This is a genomic window from Streptomyces uncialis (assembly GCF_001905345.1).
Taxonomy (GTDB): Bacteria; Actinomycetota; Actinomycetes; order Streptomycetales; family Streptomycetaceae; genus Streptomyces; species Streptomyces uncialis.
The window spans coordinates 20,907-40,140 of sequence record NZ_LFBV01000002.1 but is presented as its reverse complement, the minus strand read 5'-3'; the positions used below and the strand labels follow the sequence as shown (position 1 = coordinate 40,140).

Genomic DNA, 19,234 nt, shown 5'->3' with positions numbered 1-19,234 from the left:
CCCGGGGCCCTGTCCGCGCTGCCCGAGCCTCCCGAGACCAGAACGGCGGTGTCCTGTGAGCGACCAGAGGATGCGTGAGTACCTCAACCGGGTGACCATCGACCTGCGGGAGACCCGGCGAAGGCTCGGGGAGGCCGAGGCCCGGAACCGCGAACCGATCGCGATCGTGGCGATGAGCTGCCGCTTCCCCGGCGGTGTCCGCACCCCGGAGGACCTGTGGGACCTGCTCGTCGCGGGCCGCGACACGATCACCCCCGTCCCCGACGACCGGAGCTGGCAGACTGCCTGGCCGGCCGGTGAAGGGGTCCCCGGCCAGGGTGCCTTCCTCGACGGCGCGGCGGACTTCGACCCCGACTTCTTCGGTATCTCGCCCCGTGAGGCGGTGGCGATGGACCCGCAGCAGCGGCTGCTGCTCATGGCGTCCTGGGAGGCCGTCGAGCAGGCCGGCATCGATCCGCTCACCCTGCGGGGCAGCCGCACCGGGGTGTACGCCGCGGCCATCGACCAGGGGTACGCGACACTGGGCGCCACCGCCCCGGAAGCCGTGCGGGGGTTCCTGATGACGGGGAACTCGATGAGTGTGATGTCCGGGCGGGTGTCCTACGCGCTCGGCCTCGAAGGCCCCGCCGTCACGGTGGACACCGCTTGCTCGGCGTCGCTGGTGGCGCTGCATCTCGCGGCGCGTGCCCTGCGCGCCGGCGAGTGCTCGCTCGCGCTCGCCGGCGGGGTCAGCGTGATGGCGCTGCCGGCGGTGTTCGTGGAGTTCAGCCGGCAGGGCGCGATGTCCGCCGACGGCCGCTGCAAGCCGTTCGCCGCCGCCGCGGACGGCACCGGCTGGGGCGAGGGCGTCGGCATGCTGCTGCTGGAGCGGCTGTCGGACGCCCGGCGCAACGGCCGTCCGGTGCTGGCCGTGCTGCGCGGGTCGGCGACGAACCAGGACGGCGCGAGCAACGGGCTGACCGCGCCCAACGGCCCCTCCCAGCAGCGGGTGATCCGGGCGGCCCTCGCGGACGCGGGGCTGGCCGCCCGGGACGTGGACGCGGTCGAGGCCCATGGCACCGGCACCACCCTCGGTGATCCGATCGAGGCGGACGCCCTGCTGGCCACCTACGGTCAGGACCGGTCCGCCGAACGGCCCTTGTGGCTGGGGTCGCTGAAGTCCAACATCGGGCACACCCAGGCCGCCGCCGGGGTCGCCGGGGTCATCAAGACGGTGCTCGCCCTGCGGCACGGCGTGCTGCCCCGCACTCTGCACGTGGACGAGCCCACCCCGCACGCCGACTGGTCCTCGGGCGCCGTCGAACTGCTCACCGAGGCCCGGGACTGGCCCGCCACGGACCGTCCCCGTCGGGCCGGGGTGTCCTCGTTCGGCATGAGCGGCACCAACGCGCATGTCGTCCTGGAACAGGCACCGCGGCCGGATCTGACAGCCGACCCGGACCCGGCAGCCGACCCGGACCCGGCAGCCGGACCGGGGACGGGCGCCGGGCCGGGGACATCCGTGCTGCCCTGGGTCCTGTCCGGCCGCACCGCGTCCGCGCTCCGGGACCAGGCGGCCCGGCTGGGCGCCCGTCTCGCCACGGACCCGGCCGCGCGACCGGTCGACATCGGGTACTCCCTGGCGACCACCCGCTCCGCCTTCGAACACCGTGCGGTGGTGATCGGCGACGGACGTGCCGCGCTGCTGGACGGGCTCGCCGGTGTGTCCACGGGCGACCCGGGCGTGTTCACCGGCGCGCCCGGGAACCCGCCCGGCGCCGCTGACGTCGTAGCGGGCGCCGGCAGGGTCGTCGAGGGCCGGACGGCGCTCGTGTTCCCCGGCCAGGGCTCCCAATGGGTCGGCATGGCACGGGACCTGCTCACGAGCAGCCCCGTCTTCCGGGACCGGCTGACCGAGTGCGGCACCGCCCTCGCCGCCCATGTCGACTGGCCGCTCCTCGACGTCCTGGAGGACGCGCCGGGCGCACCCTCCCTGGAACGGGTGGACGTGGTGCAGCCCGTGCTGTGGGCGGTGATGGTGTCACTGGCCGCGCTCTGGGACTCCTGGGGTGTCCGGCCCGACGCCGTGGTCGGCCACAGCCAGGGGGAGATCGCCGCCGCCGTGGTGGCGGGAGCGCTGACGCTGGAGGACGGGGCGAAGGTCGTCGCCCTGCGCAGCCGCGCCATCCGGGCCCTGGCCGGACTCGGCGGCATGGTCGCCGTGTCCCTGTCCGAGGAACGGGTCCGGGCCGAGATCGCCCCCTGGGCCGAGAAGCTGTCGGTCGCCGCCGTCAACGGACCCGCCGCCGTCGTGGTCTCCGGAGAGACACAGGCCCTCACCGAACTCCTCGCCCACTGCGCGTCCCAAGGAGTGCGGGCCAGAGCCGTACCCGTGGACTACGCCTCGCACTCGGTCCAGGTCGAACGGATCAGGTCCCAGGTACTGGCCGCGCTGGCGGATGTGCGCCCGGCCGCGGGCCGGGTGCCGCTGTTCTCCACCGTCACGGGAGACCGGCTGGACACCACGGTCATGGACGCCGACTACTGGTACCGCAACCTCCGCCGGACCGTCCGTTTCGACACGGCCGTCCGCTCCCTGGTCGAACAGGGCCACGAGGTGTTCGTCGAGGTGTCGCCCCACCCGGTGCTGACCATGGCCCTCCAGGACACCGCCGAGGACATGGGCACCGCGGACCCGCCCGTGGTCGTCGGCACCCTGCGCCGGGACGACGGCGGACCGCACCGGGTACTGACCTCGGCCGCCGAACTGTGGGTGGCGGGCGTGAGCGTCGACTGGGCCGCGGTGTTCGCCGGCACGGGGGCCCGTCCGACGGCCCTGCCCGGATACCCCTTCCAGCTGCGGCGCTACTGGCTGGAGCCCGAGGCATCGCAGAACGCGGCGCCGACCGCCGCCGACCCGCACGACACGGCCTTCTGGCACATGGTCGACCACGAGGCCCCCGCCGACATCGCCGCCCACCTCGCCGTCGACGAGGACACACTCGGCCGGGTCCTGCCCGCTCTGCGCGGCTGGCGCAGACAGCGACGGGACGAGACCGTCATCGACTCCTGGCGCTACCGCGTCGGCTGGCAGCCACTGCCCGACCCGGCCGCCGCCACCTCCGCCGCCGGGACCTGGCTCGTGGTGCTGCCCGCCGGTCACGGATCCGACGAACGGGTGCGCGGCCCGGTCCTGGCGCTCACCGAAACGGGCGCCACGGTCGTCACGGCCGAACTCACGGCAAGCGACATCCGACGCGAGGAACTCGCGGCCACGCTCACCGCCGCCCTCGGCGGCGGCGCTCCGACCGGAGTGCTGTCGCTGCTGGCCGTGGCCGACCAGCCCCACCCCGACCACCCCGCCCTGCCCACCGGGACGGCACTGACCGTCGCCCTGGTGCAGACACTGGGCGACCTCGCCCTCACCGCGCCCCTCTGGTGCGCCACCGCCGGAGCCGTGTCGACGGGAGCCGACGATCCGGTCACCCACCCGCGCCAGGCCCTGATCTGGGGCACCGGACTGGTGGCCGCACTGGAGCTGTCCGGCCGCTGGGGCGGACTGATCGATCTGCCGCCGGACCTCGACGCCCGCGCCAGGACCCGGCTCGGCGCGCTGCTGACGACCCCCCGCGGCGCCGACGGCGACGGACATACGCAAGCCCTCGGCCACGAGGACCAGCTCGCCCTGCGTGCCTCCGGCCTCCTCGCCCGCCGCCTCGGCCACGGCACCAGGAACGACAGCCGGACGAGGAGCTGGAAACCCCGTGGCACGGTCCTGCTCACCGGCGGCACCGGGGCCGTCGGTCCGCACATCGCCCGCTGGCTGGCCCGAAGCGGCGCCGCACACCTTGTCCTGCCGGGCCGCCGCGGCCCCGAGGCCCCCGGCGCGACGGAACTCACCGCGGAACTGGCCGCCCTCGGCGTGCGGCTGACCCTGCCCGTCTGCGACCTCACGGACCGGGACGCCGTCGACGCCTTGCTGACGGGTCTGGAAGCAGCCGGTGACCCGGTCACCGCGGTGGTCCACGCGGCCGCCTTCATCGCGCTCGCCCCGCTGGACAGCACACCCATGTCCGCGTTCGCACAGATCGTCGCCGCCAAGGCCGCCGGCGCCGAACACCTCGACGCCCTGCTCGACCGGGAACTGGACGCCTTCGTCCTGTTCTCCTCGATCGCCGGCGTCTGGGGCAGCGGCGACCACGCCGCCTACGCGGCGGCCAACGCCTATCTCGACGCCCTGGCCCAGCACCGCCGGGCACGCGGCCTCACCGCCACCGCCGTGGACTGGGGCGTCTGGCAGGCCGAGAACCCCTGGCAGACCCGAGTCGCCGGTGAGGACGCCGACCTGTTCAAACTGGAGCAGCACGGTCTGCCCCGGATCTCCCCCGACATCGCCGTCCACGCCCTGCAACAGGCACTGGACGACGACGAGACCGTGGTCGCCGTCGCCGACATCGACTGGGAACGGTTCGCGGCGGTGTTCACCTCCACCCGCCCCAGCCCGCTGCTGACCGGTGTCCCCGAGGCCCGCCGCGCCCTGGAACGCCCGACCGGCGACGACGGCGCCGAGGTGCCCGCCGCCGCCCTGCTGCGCCAACGGCTGGCCAACCTGGGCGAGGCCGAACAGCGACGCAGGCTGGTCGACCTGGTCCGCACCCACGCGGCCGCCGTCCTCGGCCATCCCACGGCGGACGCGATCCGGCCCGGCAAGGCGTTCCAGGACATGGGATTCGCCTCGCTCACCGCCGTGGAACTGCGCAACCGGCTCAACGCCGCCACCGGCCTGCGGCTGCCGTCCACCCTGATCTTCGACCACCCGTCGTCCACCGCACTGGCGGAGGAGATCCGCGCCGAGCTGCTGGGCGGGCGGACCACCACGGCGCAACCGTCCGACCCGGCCGCCACCGCCCACCCTCAGGCGCCCGAAGACGACCCGATCGCGATCGTGTCCATGGCCTGCCGCTTCCCGGGCGGCATCGGCACCCCCGAGGAACTCTGGCGACTGCTCGCCGAGGGCGGCGACGCCGTCTCGGAGTTCCCCACCGACCGCGGCTGGGACATCGACGCGCTCTACGACCCCGACCCCGACCGCCCCGGCACCTCGACCACCCGGCGGGGCGGCTTTCTGCACGACGCGGCCGACTTCGACGCGGAGTTCTTCGGCGTCTCACCGCGTGAGGCGCTGGCGATGGACCCCCAGCAGCGGCTGCTGCTGGAGACGAGCTGGGAGGCGATCGAGCGCGCGGCCATCGACCCGGTGACCCTGCGGGGCAGCCGTACCGGGGTGTTCACCGGCGTCAACTACGCCGACTACGCGGCCGTGGTCGCCCAGTCGGGGGAAGGCGACGGCCATCTGCTCACCGGCAGCGCCCCCAGCGTGGTCTCCGGCCGGGTGGCCTACACCCTCGGCCTCGAAGGCCCCGCGGTGACCGTCGACACCGCCTGCTCCTCCTCACTCGTCGCGATGCACCTCGCCGGCCGGGCGCTGCGCGGCGGCGACTGCTCCATGGCCCTGGTCGGCGGTGTCGCGGTGATGGCGACCCCTGGCGCCATCGTCAGCTTCTCCCAGCAGCGAGGACTGGCCGAGGACGGACGCTGCAAGGCGTTCTCCGACGACGCCGACGGGATGGGCATGGGCGAGGGAGCGGGCGTCGTACTGCTGGAGCGGCTGTCGGACGCGCGCCGCAACGGGCATCCGGTGCTGGCGGTGGTGCGGGGTTCGGCGGTGAACCAGGACGGTGCGAGCAACGGTCTCTCCGCGCCGAACGGTCCGTCGCAGCAGCGGGTGATCCGTGCGGCGCTGGCGGACGCGGGGCTGGCCGGGTCCGAGGTGGACGTGGTGGAGGCGCATGGCACCGGTACGACCCTGGGTGACCCGATCGAGGCCCAGGCCCTGCTCGCCACCTACGGCCAGGACCGTGCGCCGGACCGGCCCCTGCTGGTCGGCTCACTCAAGTCCAACATCGGTCACGCTCAGGCGGCATCGGGTGTGGCGGGAGTGATCAAGACCGTGCTGGCGATGCGGCACGGGCAGGTGCCCCGCACCCTGCACGTCGGAAAGCCGTCGGCCCATGTCGACTGGACACGCGGAGCACTGACCCTCGCCACCGAACCGCAGCCCTGGCCGGCCGGCGGTCGTCTGTTCCGCGCCGGAGTCTCGTCCTTCGGCCTGAGCGGCACCAACGTCCACATGATCCTGGAACAGGCGTCCCCGCCCGACGACGCCCCGTCAACCGCGCGGACCTCCGTTCCAGCGGTGCCCTGGCTGCTCTCGGCGAAGAGCCCCCAGGCACTGCGGTCCCAGGCCGAGCGTTTGAGCCACCACCTGAACGGCCACTCCGCGCTGGAACCACGCGACATCGGATTCTCGCTGAACGCGCGCACACCTTTCGAACACCGAAAGGCACTGATCGGGAGCGGAGACGAACTGCACTCCCTGCTGAGCCAGTTGGCGGACGACACCTCGGGATCATGGGACAGCGGTCGGACTGTCGAAGGCCGTTCGGTGTTGGTGTTCCCGGGTCAGGGTTCGCAGTGGGTGGGGATGGCTGCGGGGTTGTTGGACGGGTCGGTGGTGTTCGCGGGGCGGATGGCTGAGTGTGAGCGGGCGTTGGCGCCTTATGTGGACTGGTCGTTGACGGAGGTGTTGCGCGGGTCGGGGGTGCTGGCCCGGGTGGATGTGGTGCAGCCGGCGCTCTGGGCGGTGATGGTGTCGCTTGCGGAGGTGTGGCGTTCGTTCGGTGTGGTGCCGGATGCGGTGGTGGGGCATTCGCAGGGTGAGATCGCGGCGGCTGTGGTGGCGGGTGGTCTGTCGTTGGAGGACGGGGCGCGGGTGGTGGCGTTGCGGAGTCGTGCGGTGGGTGCGCTGGCGGGCCGCGGCGGCATGGCGTCGGTGCCGTTGCCGGTGGATGTGGTGCGGGAGCGGATCGCGTCCTTGGGTGGTGGGTTGTCGGTGGCGGCGGTGAATGGTCCGTCGTCGACGGTGGTGTCGGGTGACGCGGACGCGGTGACGACGCTGGTCGACCAGCTCGTCGAGCGGGGGGTGCGGGCGCGTCGTATCGAGGTGGACTACGCCTCTCACTCGGCGCATGTGGAGGAGATCCGCGAACAGTTGTTGTCCGATCTGGCGGGGATCACCCCGGTGTCGGGTTCGGTGCCGTTCTTCTCGACGGTGACGGGTGGCTGGCTGGACACGGCGTCGTTGGATGCTTCGTACTGGTTCCGGAATCTGCGGGAGACGGTGCGGTTCGGGGAGGCGACACGCGGGCTGCTGGGGGAGGGGTTTCGGTTCTTCGTGGAGCCGAGTGCGCATCCGGTGCTGGCGGTGGCGGTGGGGGAGTCGGTGGAGGCCGCGGGTGTGGAGGCGGCGGTGCTGGGGACACTGCGGCGCGGGGAGGGCGGCCTCGAACGGCTGCTGCACTCGCTCGGCCGGGCCTGGGAGAGCGGGCTCGCGGTGGACTGGTCCGGGGCGTTCCCCGGGGCCCGGCGGGTGGAACTGCCCACGTACGCCTTCCAGCACCGGCGCTACTGGCCCGAGCCGACGCACACGACAGCGGCCGACGTGGGATCGGCCGGACTCGACTCGGCCGACCACCCCATCCTCGGAGCGGCGATCGAGCTCGCGGACACGGGCGAGCTGCTGCTCAGCGGCCGGTTGTCGCTGCGCACCCACCCCTGGCTCGCCGATCACGCCGTGGCCGGTACGGTGCTGCTCCCCGGCGCGGCCTTCGTGGAACTGGCGGTGCGCGCGGCGGACGAGGCGGGCTGCCACTCGGTGGAAGAGCTGACGCTCCAGGCGCCCCTGCTGATTCCCGCCGACGGTGCCGTCCGTGTGCAGGTGCGGGTCGGCGCCGCCGACGAACACGGCAGTCGTTCCCTGGACCTGTTCTCCTGCCGCGAGGACGCGGCGGCACCGCTCTGGACCGCGCACGCTACCGGCGGACTCACCGCTGACCGTGCGACGGAGCACCCGCCGCCCGCCCCCGTCCCGGGCGGCACCGCTTCCTGGCCCCCGCCCGGGGCCGTCCCGGTCCCCGTCGACGACCTGTACGAACGGTTCCACGCCTCCGGCTACGGCTACGGACCCGTTTTCCGTGGGCTCACCGCCGCCTGGCGCCGGGGTGACGAGGTCTTCACCGAGGTGCGACTGCCACAGGACCAGCACCGGTCCGCCTCCGCCTTCGGTCTGCATCCCGCTCTCCTGGACGCCGCCCTCCAGGGACTTTTCCTCGGCACCGGGCCGGGAAGCGACCCGGGCCAGGACCGGACATCCGCCGGACTGCCGTTCTCCTGGAGCGGTGTCAGGCTCCACGCCTCCGCTGCCACCGCGCTCCGGGTACGACTCGGCTTCGGGCCGGACGGGTCGGTGTCGATCGACGCCACCGACCCGTCCGGCCTCCCGGTCGCGTCGGTCGAGGCGCTCGCCGTCCGCCCGATCGATCTCGACGCCCTCCGCCCGGGCGGAGGGCCTGAATCCCTCTACCGACTGGAGTGGTCGGCGACGCCCGCCACCGAGCCGGCCGACCCCCTCGGGCGCTGGGCGGTCATCGGCGGCCGGGGCCTGTTCCCCGGCGGCCATCCGGATCTCGCCGCGCTCATCACCGCGGTGGACCAGGGAACGCCGCCGCCCGCCACGGTGCTGGCGTGGTGCGACCATGCCTCGCACCTCCCGTCCCCACCCGATGCCGCGTCCGTGCACACAGCGTTGGACGACGCCCTGCGACTCGTCCAGGACTGGCTGGCCGACTCCCGCTGGGATGACGGCACCCGGCTCGTCCTCGTCACCCGGGGCGCGGTCGCCACGGACGCCGAGGAGGGTGTCACCGACCTCACGGGGGCGGCGGTCCGCGGTCTCGTCCGCTCCGCCCAGTCCGAGCATCCGGGCCGCTTTCTGCTGATCGACACCGACGACCCGGCCGCCGTCCCCGGTCTGCTGCCGCAGGCACTGGCCGGATCGGAACCCCAACTGGCGATACGCGGGGGAAAGCTCCTCGCCGCCCGGCTCGTCAGGGTCACCGTCCCCGCGAACCCGAACCCGAACCCGAACCGCGAGGCGGACCCGAACCCGGACCCGAACCCGCGGCCGGAGACGAACACGCCGTCGGGTATCGCCGCGACCGGCGGAACCGTCCTGGTCACCGGCGCCGGCGGGGCGCTCGGCGGCCTGGTGGCACAGCACCTCGTGGCCGTGCACGGAGTACGAAACCTGCTGCTCGTCGGCCGACGCGGCGCACAGGCTCCGGGCCTGATGGACCTGGCGGCCGGGCTGCGCGGGCGCGGCGCCCTCGTGGACGTCGCGGCCTGCGATGTCGCGGACCGGGACACCCTCGCCGCCCTGCTCGCCGACATCCCCGCCGACCGTCCGCTGAGCGCGGTCGTCCACGCGGCCGGTGTCCTGGACGACGGGGTCGTCGAGTCGCTGACTCCCGAGCGGATGCGTCACGTGCTGCGCCCCAAGGTCGACGCGGCCCTCAACCTCCACGCCCTCACCCGAGACCTGCCGCTGTCGGCCTTCGTCCTGTTCTCCTCCGCGTCCGCGACGGTCGGCAACGCGGGACAGGCCAACTACGCGGCGGCCAACGCCTTCCTCGACGCGCTCGCCCAGCAGCGCCGGGCACTGGGCCTGCCCGCGCAGTCCCTCGCCTGGGGCCTGTGGGCGCGGCGCGGCGCCATGACCGGAGCGCTCACCGACGCGGATCTGCGGCGCATGGCCAGGGGAGGCACCGCGGCCATCGGCACCGAGGAGGGGCTGGCACTGCTGGACGCCGCGCTCGCCCTGGACGAACCGCTGCTGATCCCGGTCAAGGTCGACCTCGGCCGACTGCGGACGGCGGCGCGGACCGCGCCCGTACCGGCTCTGCTCTCCGGCCTGGTCCCCGGCGCCCGCCGCCCGGCCTCGGGAGCGGACGCCGCCGAGGCCGACTCGCTGCGCCGCCGGCTGACCGGGCTCCCGCCGGAGGAACGCGTCGCAGCCGTGCTCGAACTGGTACGGGGCCGGGTCGCGGACGTACTCGGTCACGGCGGCGCCGGGACCATCGACCCGGACCAGGCGTTCAAGGAACTCGGCTTCGACTCGCTCACCTCGGTCGAACTCCGCAACCGGCTGAGCGCGGCCACCGGGAGGCGACTGCCCGCGACCCTGGTCTTCGACCATCCCACCCCGGTCGCCGTCGCCACCTATCTGACCGGCCGACTGGTGCCCGACGAGCCGGGCGGCCCCGGCACCGGGGGGAGCGCCGGTACGACGGACCGGGGGGACCGTGAGATCAGCTCCCTGCTCGCCACCATCCCGCCGGCCGAGCTGCGCCGGGCCGGTCTGCTCGACGCGCTGATGCGCCTCGCCGACCGGCCGGGGCCGTCGGCGCCCGCGGCCGACATCAACGGCATGGACGTGGACGACCTCGTCCGGATGGCCCTGGGCGGCGAACGTGACTGACCGACTGCCGCAGAGGGAGAAGCCGAACACGATGCCCACGGACACGGACACGGACCAGGTGGTCGCCGCCCTGCGTGCCTCGCTGCTGGACAACCAGCGCCTGCGCCAGGAGAACCGACGGCTCCGCGACGACTCCGCCGAGCCCGTCGCGATCGTGGCCATGAGCTGCCGCTACCCCGGCGGCGTACAAACCCCGGAGGATCTGTGGGAGCTGCTGGTCAAGGAGCGTGACGCGGTCGCGCCGTTTCCCACCGACCGCGGCTGGGACGTCGAGGGACGGTTCGACGCCGACCCCGACGCCCCCGGGACCTTCTACGTCCGCGAGGGCGGCTTCCTCCACGACGCCACCGGGTTCGACCCGGGCTTCTTCGGCATCTCGCCCCGTGAGGCGCTGGCCATGGACCCGCAGCAGCGGCTGCTGCTGGAGGCGTCCTGGGAGGCGGTGGAGCGCGCGGGCATCGATCCGCTGACGCTGCGCGGCAGCCGCACCGGGGTCTGGACCGGAGTGATCTACAGCGAATACGCGTCCAGGCTCGACCGGGTGCCCGACGAGCTGGAGGGCTTCCTCGGCACGGGCACCATCCCCAGTGTGGCCTCCGGCCGGATCGCCTACACCCTGGGCCTGGAGGGTCCGGCGGTGACCCTGGACACCGCTTGCTCGTCCTCGCTGGTCGCCATCCACCTCGCCTGTCAGGGACTGCGCTCCGGCGACGCCACCCTCGCCCTGGCCGGCGGGGTGACCGTGATGTCCACCCCCGGCCTCTATGTCGGATTCAGTCGCCAGCGCGGCCTGGCCCCCGACGGGCGCAGCAAGTCCTTCTCGTCCACGGCTGACGGGGCGGGGTTCGGTGAGGGACTCGGTCTGCTTCTGCTGGAGCGGCTCTCGGACGCGTTGCGCGCGGGGCATCCCGTCCTGGCCGTCATCCGTGGTTCGGCCGTCAACCAGGACGGCGCCAGCAACGGACTGACCGCCCCGAACGGCCCGGCCCAGCAACGCGTCATCAGCGGCGCGCTCGACCGAGCCGGACTCGCCCCGGACGAGGTGGACATGGTGGAGGCGCACGGCACCGGCACCATGCTCGGAGACCCGATCGAGGCGCAGGCGCTGCTGGCCACCTACGGCCAGGGCCGCCCCGCCGACCGGCCGTTGCGGCTGGGGTCGCTGAAGTCCAACCTGTCCCACACCCAGGCCGCCGCCGGGGTCGGCGGCGTGATCAAGACCGTACTGGCGATGAGTCACGGGCTGCTGCCGCGCACCCTGCACATCGACCGCCCCTCGACCCAGGTCGACTGGACCGAGGGGGCCGTCTCCCTGCTCACCGCGGCCACCCCCTGGCCGCAGACCGGCCGACCGCGCCGGGCGGGCGTCTCCTCCTTCGGTGTCAGCGGCACCAACGCCCACGTGATCGTGGAGTCGGCACCTCCTGTCACCTCGACCGGACCGGCCGGATCGGTTCCGCGTCCGGGGGTGGTGGTGTGGCCGTTGTCGGGGCGGGACGGTGCGGCGTTGCGCGGGCAGGCGGCGGCGTTGCACGCGCGGGTACTGGCGGAGCCCGGGCTGGATGTGCTGGATGTCGGCTACTCGTTGGCGGTGGGGCGTTCGCGTTTCGCGGAGCGGGCGGTCGTGGCCGGGTCGGACCGCGACGAGTTGCTGACCGGCCTCGCGGCCCTCTCACGGGACGTGGACTCCCCGCGGGTGGTGCGGGGCGGTGGGGTGACACCGGGTCGTTCGGTCTTGGTGTTCCCGGGGCAGGGTTCGCAGTGGGTGGGGATGGCCGTGGAGCTGCTGGAGGGGTCGGCGGTGTTCGCGGCTCGGATGGCGGAGTGCGAGCGGGCGCTGGCGCCCTATGCCGACTGGTCGCTGGGAGAAGCACTGGGCTCGGCCGAGGCGTTGGCCCGGGTGGATGTGGTGCAGCCGGTGTTGTGGGCGGTGATGGTGTCACTGGCCGAGGTGTGGCGTTCGTTCGGTGTGGTGCCGGATGCGGTGGTGGGTCACAGTCAGGGTGAGATTGCTGCTGCGTGTGTGGCGGGTGGTTTGAGTCTGGACGACGGGGCGCGGGTGGTGGCGCTGCGGAGTCGTGCGGTGGGTGTGCTGGCGGGCCGCGGCGGTATGGCGTCGGTGCCGCTGCCGGTGGATGAGGTGCGGGAGCGGATCGCCTCCTGGGACGGCCGGTTGTCGGTGGCGGCGGTCAATGGTCCGTCGTCGACGGTGGTGTCGGGCGACGCGGACGCGGTCACGACGCTGGTCGACCAGCTCGTCGAGCAGGAGGTGCGGGCGCGTCGTATCGAGGTGGACTACGCCTCGCACTCCGCGCATGTGGAGGAGATCCGCGAACAGCTCCTCGCCGATCTGGCGGGGATCACTCCCCTCTCCGGTCCGGTGCCGTTCTACTCCAGCGTCACCGGCGCCCTGTTGGACACCAAGGCCCTGGACGCCGAGTACTGGTATCGCAACCTCCGTCGGACCGTTGAGTTCGAGCGGGCCACCCGCTCCCTGCTCGCCGCCGGACACCGTGTCTTCATCGAGACCGGTCCCCACCCCGTCCTGACCTACGGGGTCGAGGACACGGCCGCCGACGCGGGCGCCCCGGAGGCGCTGGTGCTCAGCACCCTGCGGCGCGGGGAGGGCGGACTCCGCCAGATGCAGCTCGCCCTCGCCGCGGCCCAGGTCCGCGGTCTGCCGGTCGACTGGGCGGCGCTGTTCACGGGGACCGGTGTCCAGCGCGTGGACCTGCCCACCTATGCCTTCCAGCGACGCCGCTACTGGCTCGACGCCCTTCCGGCCGATCGCGACCCGGTGTCCACCGGTCAATCGGCGGCGGACCATCCGCTGCTCGGCGCGGCGGTCGAACTGCCGGACGACGCGGGCACCCTCTTCACCGGACGGCTGTCCCTGGCCACCCACCCGTGGCTCGCCGACCACACCGTGGCCGGCGCGGTCATCCTGCCGGGCGCGGCCTTCGTGGAGCTGGCCGCGCACGTGGGCCGCCGCCTCGGCTGCGCTCTGGTGGAGGAGCTGACCCTGGCCGCCCCGCTGCTGCTGCCCGGTGATGCCACCGATGACCGCGCCGTACAGTTGCGGGTCCTGGTGGGTGCCGAGGACGATTCGGGACGGCGTCCGGTGGAGTTCCACTCCCGCCCCGAGGACGCCACCGGGCCCGACCGGGTCTGGACCCGGCACGCGACCGGGACGGTCGGCGTGCGGAGCCCCTCGGACGGTGCGGCACGGCCGGACGGTACGTGGCCCCCGCCCGGTGCGGTCCCCCTGGACGTCGACGAACTGTACGAGCTGCTCGAAGCCGGTGGCATCGACTACGGACCGGCGTTCCGGGGTCTGCGCGCCGCCTGGCGCGCGGGGGACGAGATCCACGCCGAGGTCGCACGGCCCGCCGGCCTTCCCGGTGCCGGGCGGGGCGGCTTCGGGGTGCACCCGGTCCTGCTGGACGCGGCCCTCCAGGCGACCGGTCTGCGTGAGGGCTCCCGTACTCCGGGGGCCGCCGACGGTGTCCCCCTGCCGTTCTCCTGGCAGCGGGTCCAGATCGAGCCGTCCGACGCGCCGGTGCTGCGCGTCCGGCTGCGTTCCGACGGACCCGACGCGGTCACCGTGCGGATCACCGACCCGTCGGACCGTGCCGTGGTGACGGTCGGTTCGCTCGCCCTGCGTGCGGCGCGCGCCGACGCGCTGCGGGCGTCGTCGGGCTCCGTGTTCCGTGTCGGCTGGACCCCGATCACCGCGCCGACCGGCCCACGCCCGGTCACCCGCTGGGGCCTGCTCGGCCCGCGGGACGACCGGCTGCTGCCGGCCGGCTTCCCCGTCGTGCCGCTGTCGGCGGCGCCCGACGCGGTACTGCTGATCTGCCCCCCGTCCGCCCCGGCGGGGAACCCTCCGACCGGGAACGTCCCGACCGGCACCGCTCCGGCCGGGGACACCCGCGCCGGGCAGGCTCCCACCATGGCCGACGGGACCGTGGCCGTCGGGACCGTGGCTGCGGCGACCAGCGACGTTGCGACCGGGGACGCCCTGCCGGGGGACGCCTCGGCCCGGGACGAGGGAATCCCGGCGGTGCACGCGGTCGCGGCCTCCGTCCTCGAACACCTCCAGCGTCATCTCGCCCACGACACCGCCGCAGCCGTACCGCTGGTGGTGCTCACCCGGGGCGCGCCCGGTCCGCCCACCGGGGAGCCGCGCCCCGTGGACCTCGGCGCGGCGGCCGTCTGGGGCCTGCTCCGGGCAGCCCAGCTCGAACACCCCGACCGGTTCGTGGTGCTGGACATCGACCGGCCGGACGGTGTCGTTGACGCGCTCACCGAACTTCTCGCCACCGGTGAACCGCAGGCAGCCTTGCGCGCCGGCGTACTGCACGCGCCCCGACTGCTACGGCCGACCGCCCCCCGGGCCGTGGCCGCGCCCGGTGCGGGGCCCGGCACCGGGCCCACGACCCGGGCGACCGGACTGTTCGGACCGGCCGAGGGCACGGTGCTGCTGAGTGGCGGAGGCGTTCTCGCGGCCGTCCTGGCACGCCATCTGGTCACCGCGCACGGGGTACGCCGTCTCCGGGTACTGAGCCGCCGGGGCGCCGACGCTCCCGGGATGCCGGAGCTGACGGCCGAACTCGCCGCGGCGGGGGCCGAGCTGACCACCGTCGGCTGCGATGTGTCGGACCGTCAGGCACTGACCGCCGCTCTGGCGGCCATCCCCGCGCGCCATCCGCTGTGCGCAGTGGTCCACACCGCCGGAGTGCTCGACGACGGCCTGCTGGAGGGGCTGACACGGGAGCGGATGACGGCGGTGCTGCGGCCCAAGCTCGACGCCGCCCGGCACCTCGACCGGCTGACGCGCGGCACGGATCTCTCGGCGTTCGTCGTCTTCTCCTCCGCGGCGGGCGTGCTGGGCAGTCCGGGACAGGCGTCCTACTCCGCCGCCAATGCCGCGCTGGACGCGCTGACCGCCGAACGCCGACGGCTCGGGCTGCCCGGGCTGTCCCTGGCCTGGGGGCTCTGGGAGCGGCACAGCGGGATGACCTCGAAACTCGACGGCGCCGAACGGCGACGTATCGACCGACGCGGCGCGCGCGGCCTCTCCGACGCGGAGGCCATGGCGTTGCTGGACACCGCTCTCGCCGCGGACGCCGCCGAGACGGGTGACGGGACCCCCGCCGTCCTGGCACACCTCGACCTCCCCGCGCACCGCGACGGTCCGGTCCACCCGATGCTGCGCTCGCTGGTACGGCGGGGCCGCCCGGCGGGAGCGGCGGCGACGGCCGCCCTGTCGCTGCGGAACCGGCTCGACGCCGCCGACGCCCAGGAACGTGAGCTGATCCTGCGTGAACTCGTCCTCACCCAGGCCGCCGACGTCCTCGGCCACACCGAGTCCGGGGCGCTGTCCGGGACGGTGCCGTTCCTCTCCGTCGGTTTCGACTCGCTGACCGCGGTCGAACTGCGCAACCGTCTGGCCGCCGCCACCGGTCTGCGGCTGAGGCCCTCCGTGGTCTTCGACAGCGGGACGCCGGCGGGGCTCGCCGCGCGCCTCGCCACCGCGGCGCGCGCCGAACCCGAACCCGAACCCGCACCCCGAACCGGTATCGCGCCGCCGGCCGTGACAGACACCCCGCCGGACGCCGCGTCCGACACCGAGTCCGACAACGACCCGGTGAGCGTACTGTTCCGACGGGCCTGCGCGCTCGGCCGGACCGACGAGGGCATCGCCCTGCTCAAGCACGCCTCCGCCCTGCGCCCGGCGTTCCGCGGCGGCGACGAACTCGCGGCGGCCGGCACCGGTCCGCGACTGCTGCGTCTGAACGAGCGCGACGGTGCCCCGGTGATCGTCTGTTTCGGTTCCGTCGTCGCCCTCGGCGGCGCCCACCAGTACGCCCGCTTCGCCGCCCGCTTCCGGGACCGCTACGCCGTCACCGCCCTGGACGCCCCCGGCTTCACCCCTGAGGAGGAACTGCCCGCCGATATGGCCGCCCTGGTGGGATTCCAGGCGGCGACGCTGCTCCGCGAACTGTCCGGACGGACCCTGGTGCTGGCCGGCTCCTCCTCGGGCGGCACGCTCGCCCATGGGGTGGCCGCCGAACTGGAACGCCGCGGTGAGGGGCCCGCGGCCGTGGTGCTGCTGGACACCTATCTCTCCGACAACACGGGCATCACCCAGTTCAACGATGTGCTGCTGGGCGGGATGTTCGCCCGCGAGGACCGGGCGGCCCCGATGGACGGGACCAGACTGACCGCGATGGGCGGCTACTTCCGTCTGCTCGACGACTGGAAACCGCCGGCGGTCCATGCCCCGGTGCTCCTGGTACGCGCGTCCGTCCCCCTCGGTAGTCCGTCCGCCGGGGCCGGTGACTGGCGCTCGTCCTGGGCCTCCGCCGACGCCGTCGTCGACGTTCCCGGAGACCACTTCTCGATCATGGAACAGCATGTCGCGACCACCGGGGACGCCGTCGGCACCTGGCTCGGCGCCGTCCTCCGCACCTCCGATGACCTGTGAAGCCGAAGGAGAGTCCGTTGACCACCGCTCCGCATGACGAATCGCCACCGCGGCACGCCCTCACCGTGCTGGGAGCCGGCGTGATGGGCGTCGGCATCACCGTCCTCGCCCTCGGGCACGGTCTGCCGGTGCATCTGGTCGACGTGGACCGGGAGCTGCTCGACCGGGCCGGGGACCGGATCGACGGCGAGCTCCGGCTGGCCGAGCTGATGGGCGCGCTGCCGCCCGGCATCTCCCCGGGCGAACTGGTCACCGGGACCTCGCTGAAGGCCGCGGCCGGGGCCACCGCCGTCATCGAGGCGGTCACCGAGAACGCGGCGACCAAGGCCGCGGTCCTGTCCGAGGTCTCCGCACTGGTCCGCCCGGGAACCCCGCTGATCACCAATACCTCCTCGATCCCCGTGGACGAGCTGGCCGGGGCGCTGGAGCGGCCGGAGGAACTGGTCGGCACCCACTTCATGAACCCGCCCTATCTGATCGGGACCGCCGAGGTGGTCCGCGGGCCCAGGACCGGGGAGCCCGCGATGGCGGCGGTGACGTCGCTGCTCGCGGCCCTGCGGCGGCGGGCGGTGGTGGTCAGGGACGCACCGGGCTTCGTGACCAGCCGGATACTGCACCCGATGATCAACGACGCGGCCCGTGTCGTGGAGGAGGGCACGGCGACCGCCGAGGCCGTCGACGCCCTGATGCAGGGCTGTCTGGGACATCCCACGGGCCCGCTGCGCACCGCGGATCTGATCGGCATCGACAACCTCGTCGACTCCCTCCGGGTGCTGCACGAACGGACCGGCGACGACGGCTGCCGCCCCAGCGAGCTGCTTGTGCGACTGGTCCGTGAGGGCCGGCTCGGCCGCAAGTCCGGGCGCGGCTTCTACGACTACACCTGACGAACCCGACGAGGAGACAGCCATGACCACGGGCAGCACCCCGAACGCCGACGACCTGGAGAAGGAGCTTCTGGGGTTCCTGGAGGGACACACCGGAACCCCCTGGGAAGCCGACACCGACCTGTTCGCGGCCGGGGGCCTCTCGTCCCTGTTCGCCATGCAACTGGTGGTGCATCTGGAGAAGACCTACACCATCGCCGTCCGCGGCGCGGACCTCCGGCTGGACAACTTCCGCACCGTGCGGCGGATGGCCGGACTGGTCGACCGGCTCCGCCGGCCCGCCCCCGGGAGCCACGATGGGTGAGGACCTGGCCGGTGCCCTCACCGCGGTCACCCTGCGGGTCGGCGACCTGGCGGGGGAGTGGGACCGGACCGGCCTGCTCCCGCTGGATCTGCTCCATGAGCTGGGCGCCGAGGGCCGGCTGTGCGCCGAGGTCCCGGAGGAGTACGGCGGCTGGGGGCTCAGCAGCATGCACAACGGCACCTACACCGCCCATGTGGGCGGCCTGTGCGGTTCGCTGCGCAGTGTGATGACCTCCCAGGGCATGGCGGCGTGGACCGTGCGGCGCCTGGGCACCGCGGAGCAGTCGGCCGGGTACCTCCCCCGGCTCACCGGGGGTGAACTGGCGGCGGTCGGCTTCAGCGAGCCCGGCGCCGGCAGCGACCTCGCGGCGATGACTACCACCGTCCGCCGCGACGGCGACTCGATCGTCGTGGACGGACACAAGAAGTGGGTGACCGCCGCCCACTACGCCGACCTGCTGGTGATCGTCGGCCGCTACGAGGACGGTGCGGCGGCCGTGGTGGTGCCCGCCGACGCGCCGGGCGTCCGGGTGGAACGGATCACCGACCCGCTCGGCTGCCGGGCGGCCGGACACGCGGACGTGCGTCTCGACGGGGTCCGGCTGCCGGCCGACAGCGTTCTCGGCGGCTACGCCCTGCCGCTGTCCCTGCTGGTGACGACCGCGCTCGCCTACGGGCGGATATCGGTCGCCTGGGGGTGCGTGGGCATACTGCGGGCCTGTCTGGCGGCGGCCACCGCCCACGCCGCCGGGCGTGAACAGTTCGGCGAACCGCTGGCCGGGCACCAACTCGTCGCCGGACACCTCGCCGACATCTTCACGGCCGAGCAGGTGGCCAGCCGGGTGTGCGAGCACGCCAGCCGCCGCTGGGACGAGGGGGCGCCGGACCAGGTGGTGGCGACCGTCCTGGCCAAGCACGTCAGCGCGACCCAGGCGGCCCGGGGCGCGGCAACGGCCGTCCAGGTGCTGGCCTCGGCAGGGGCGCGGGACGGACATCCGGTGGCCAGGGCGTACCGGGACGCCAAACTGATGGAGATCATCGAGGGCAGCAACGAGCTGTGCCGTCTGATGCTGGCTCAGCACGCCCTCTCCCGTCCGGAGGCACCGTGAACGGGCCCCCGGCCGACGAGCCGACGGAGGA

5 protein-coding genes are annotated in these 19,234 nt (G+C 73.9%); all 5 read left to right on the top strand.

The genetic code is table 11. The features are described 5' to 3' along the window. Positions 1-70: 70 nt before the first annotated feature. From AB852_RS08745 to AB852_RS08725, 5 genes are read left to right on the top strand one after another with little or no spacing between them, the layout of a single operon-like run. On the top strand, positions 71-10,414 hold the full coding sequence (locus AB852_RS08745; protein WP_073785764.1) for a type I polyketide synthase: 10,344 nt from the start codon (positions 71-73) through the stop codon (positions 10,412-10,414). A 31-nt stretch (positions 10,415-10,445) separates the two neighbouring features. Then, on the top strand, positions 10,446-16,904 hold the full coding sequence (locus tag AB852_RS08740; protein WP_073785762.1) for a type I polyketide synthase: 6,459 nt from the start codon (positions 10,446-10,448) through the stop codon (positions 16,902-16,904). A gap of 17 nt (positions 16,905-16,921) precedes the next feature. Beyond that, positions 16,922-17,791: a 3-hydroxyacyl-CoA dehydrogenase family protein gene (locus tag AB852_RS08735; protein WP_073785760.1), complete on the top strand. Its 870-nt coding sequence runs from the start codon at positions 16,922-16,924 to the stop codon at positions 17,789-17,791. A gap of 22 nt (positions 17,792-17,813) precedes the next feature. Continuing rightward, positions 17,814-18,095 carry an acyl carrier protein gene (locus AB852_RS08730; RefSeq protein WP_073785758.1) on the top strand — a complete coding sequence of 94 codons (282 nt, stop codon included), beginning with the start codon at positions 17,814-17,816 and terminating at the stop codon, positions 18,093-18,095. Further along, positions 18,088-19,203, top strand: a complete 1,116-nt coding sequence (locus tag AB852_RS08725; RefSeq protein WP_073785756.1) for an acyl-CoA dehydrogenase family protein — start codon at positions 18,088-18,090, stop codon at positions 19,201-19,203. Before AB852_RS08730 ends, AB852_RS08725 begins: the two co-directional genes overlap by 8 nt. Positions 19,204-19,234 lie beyond the last annotated feature (31 nt).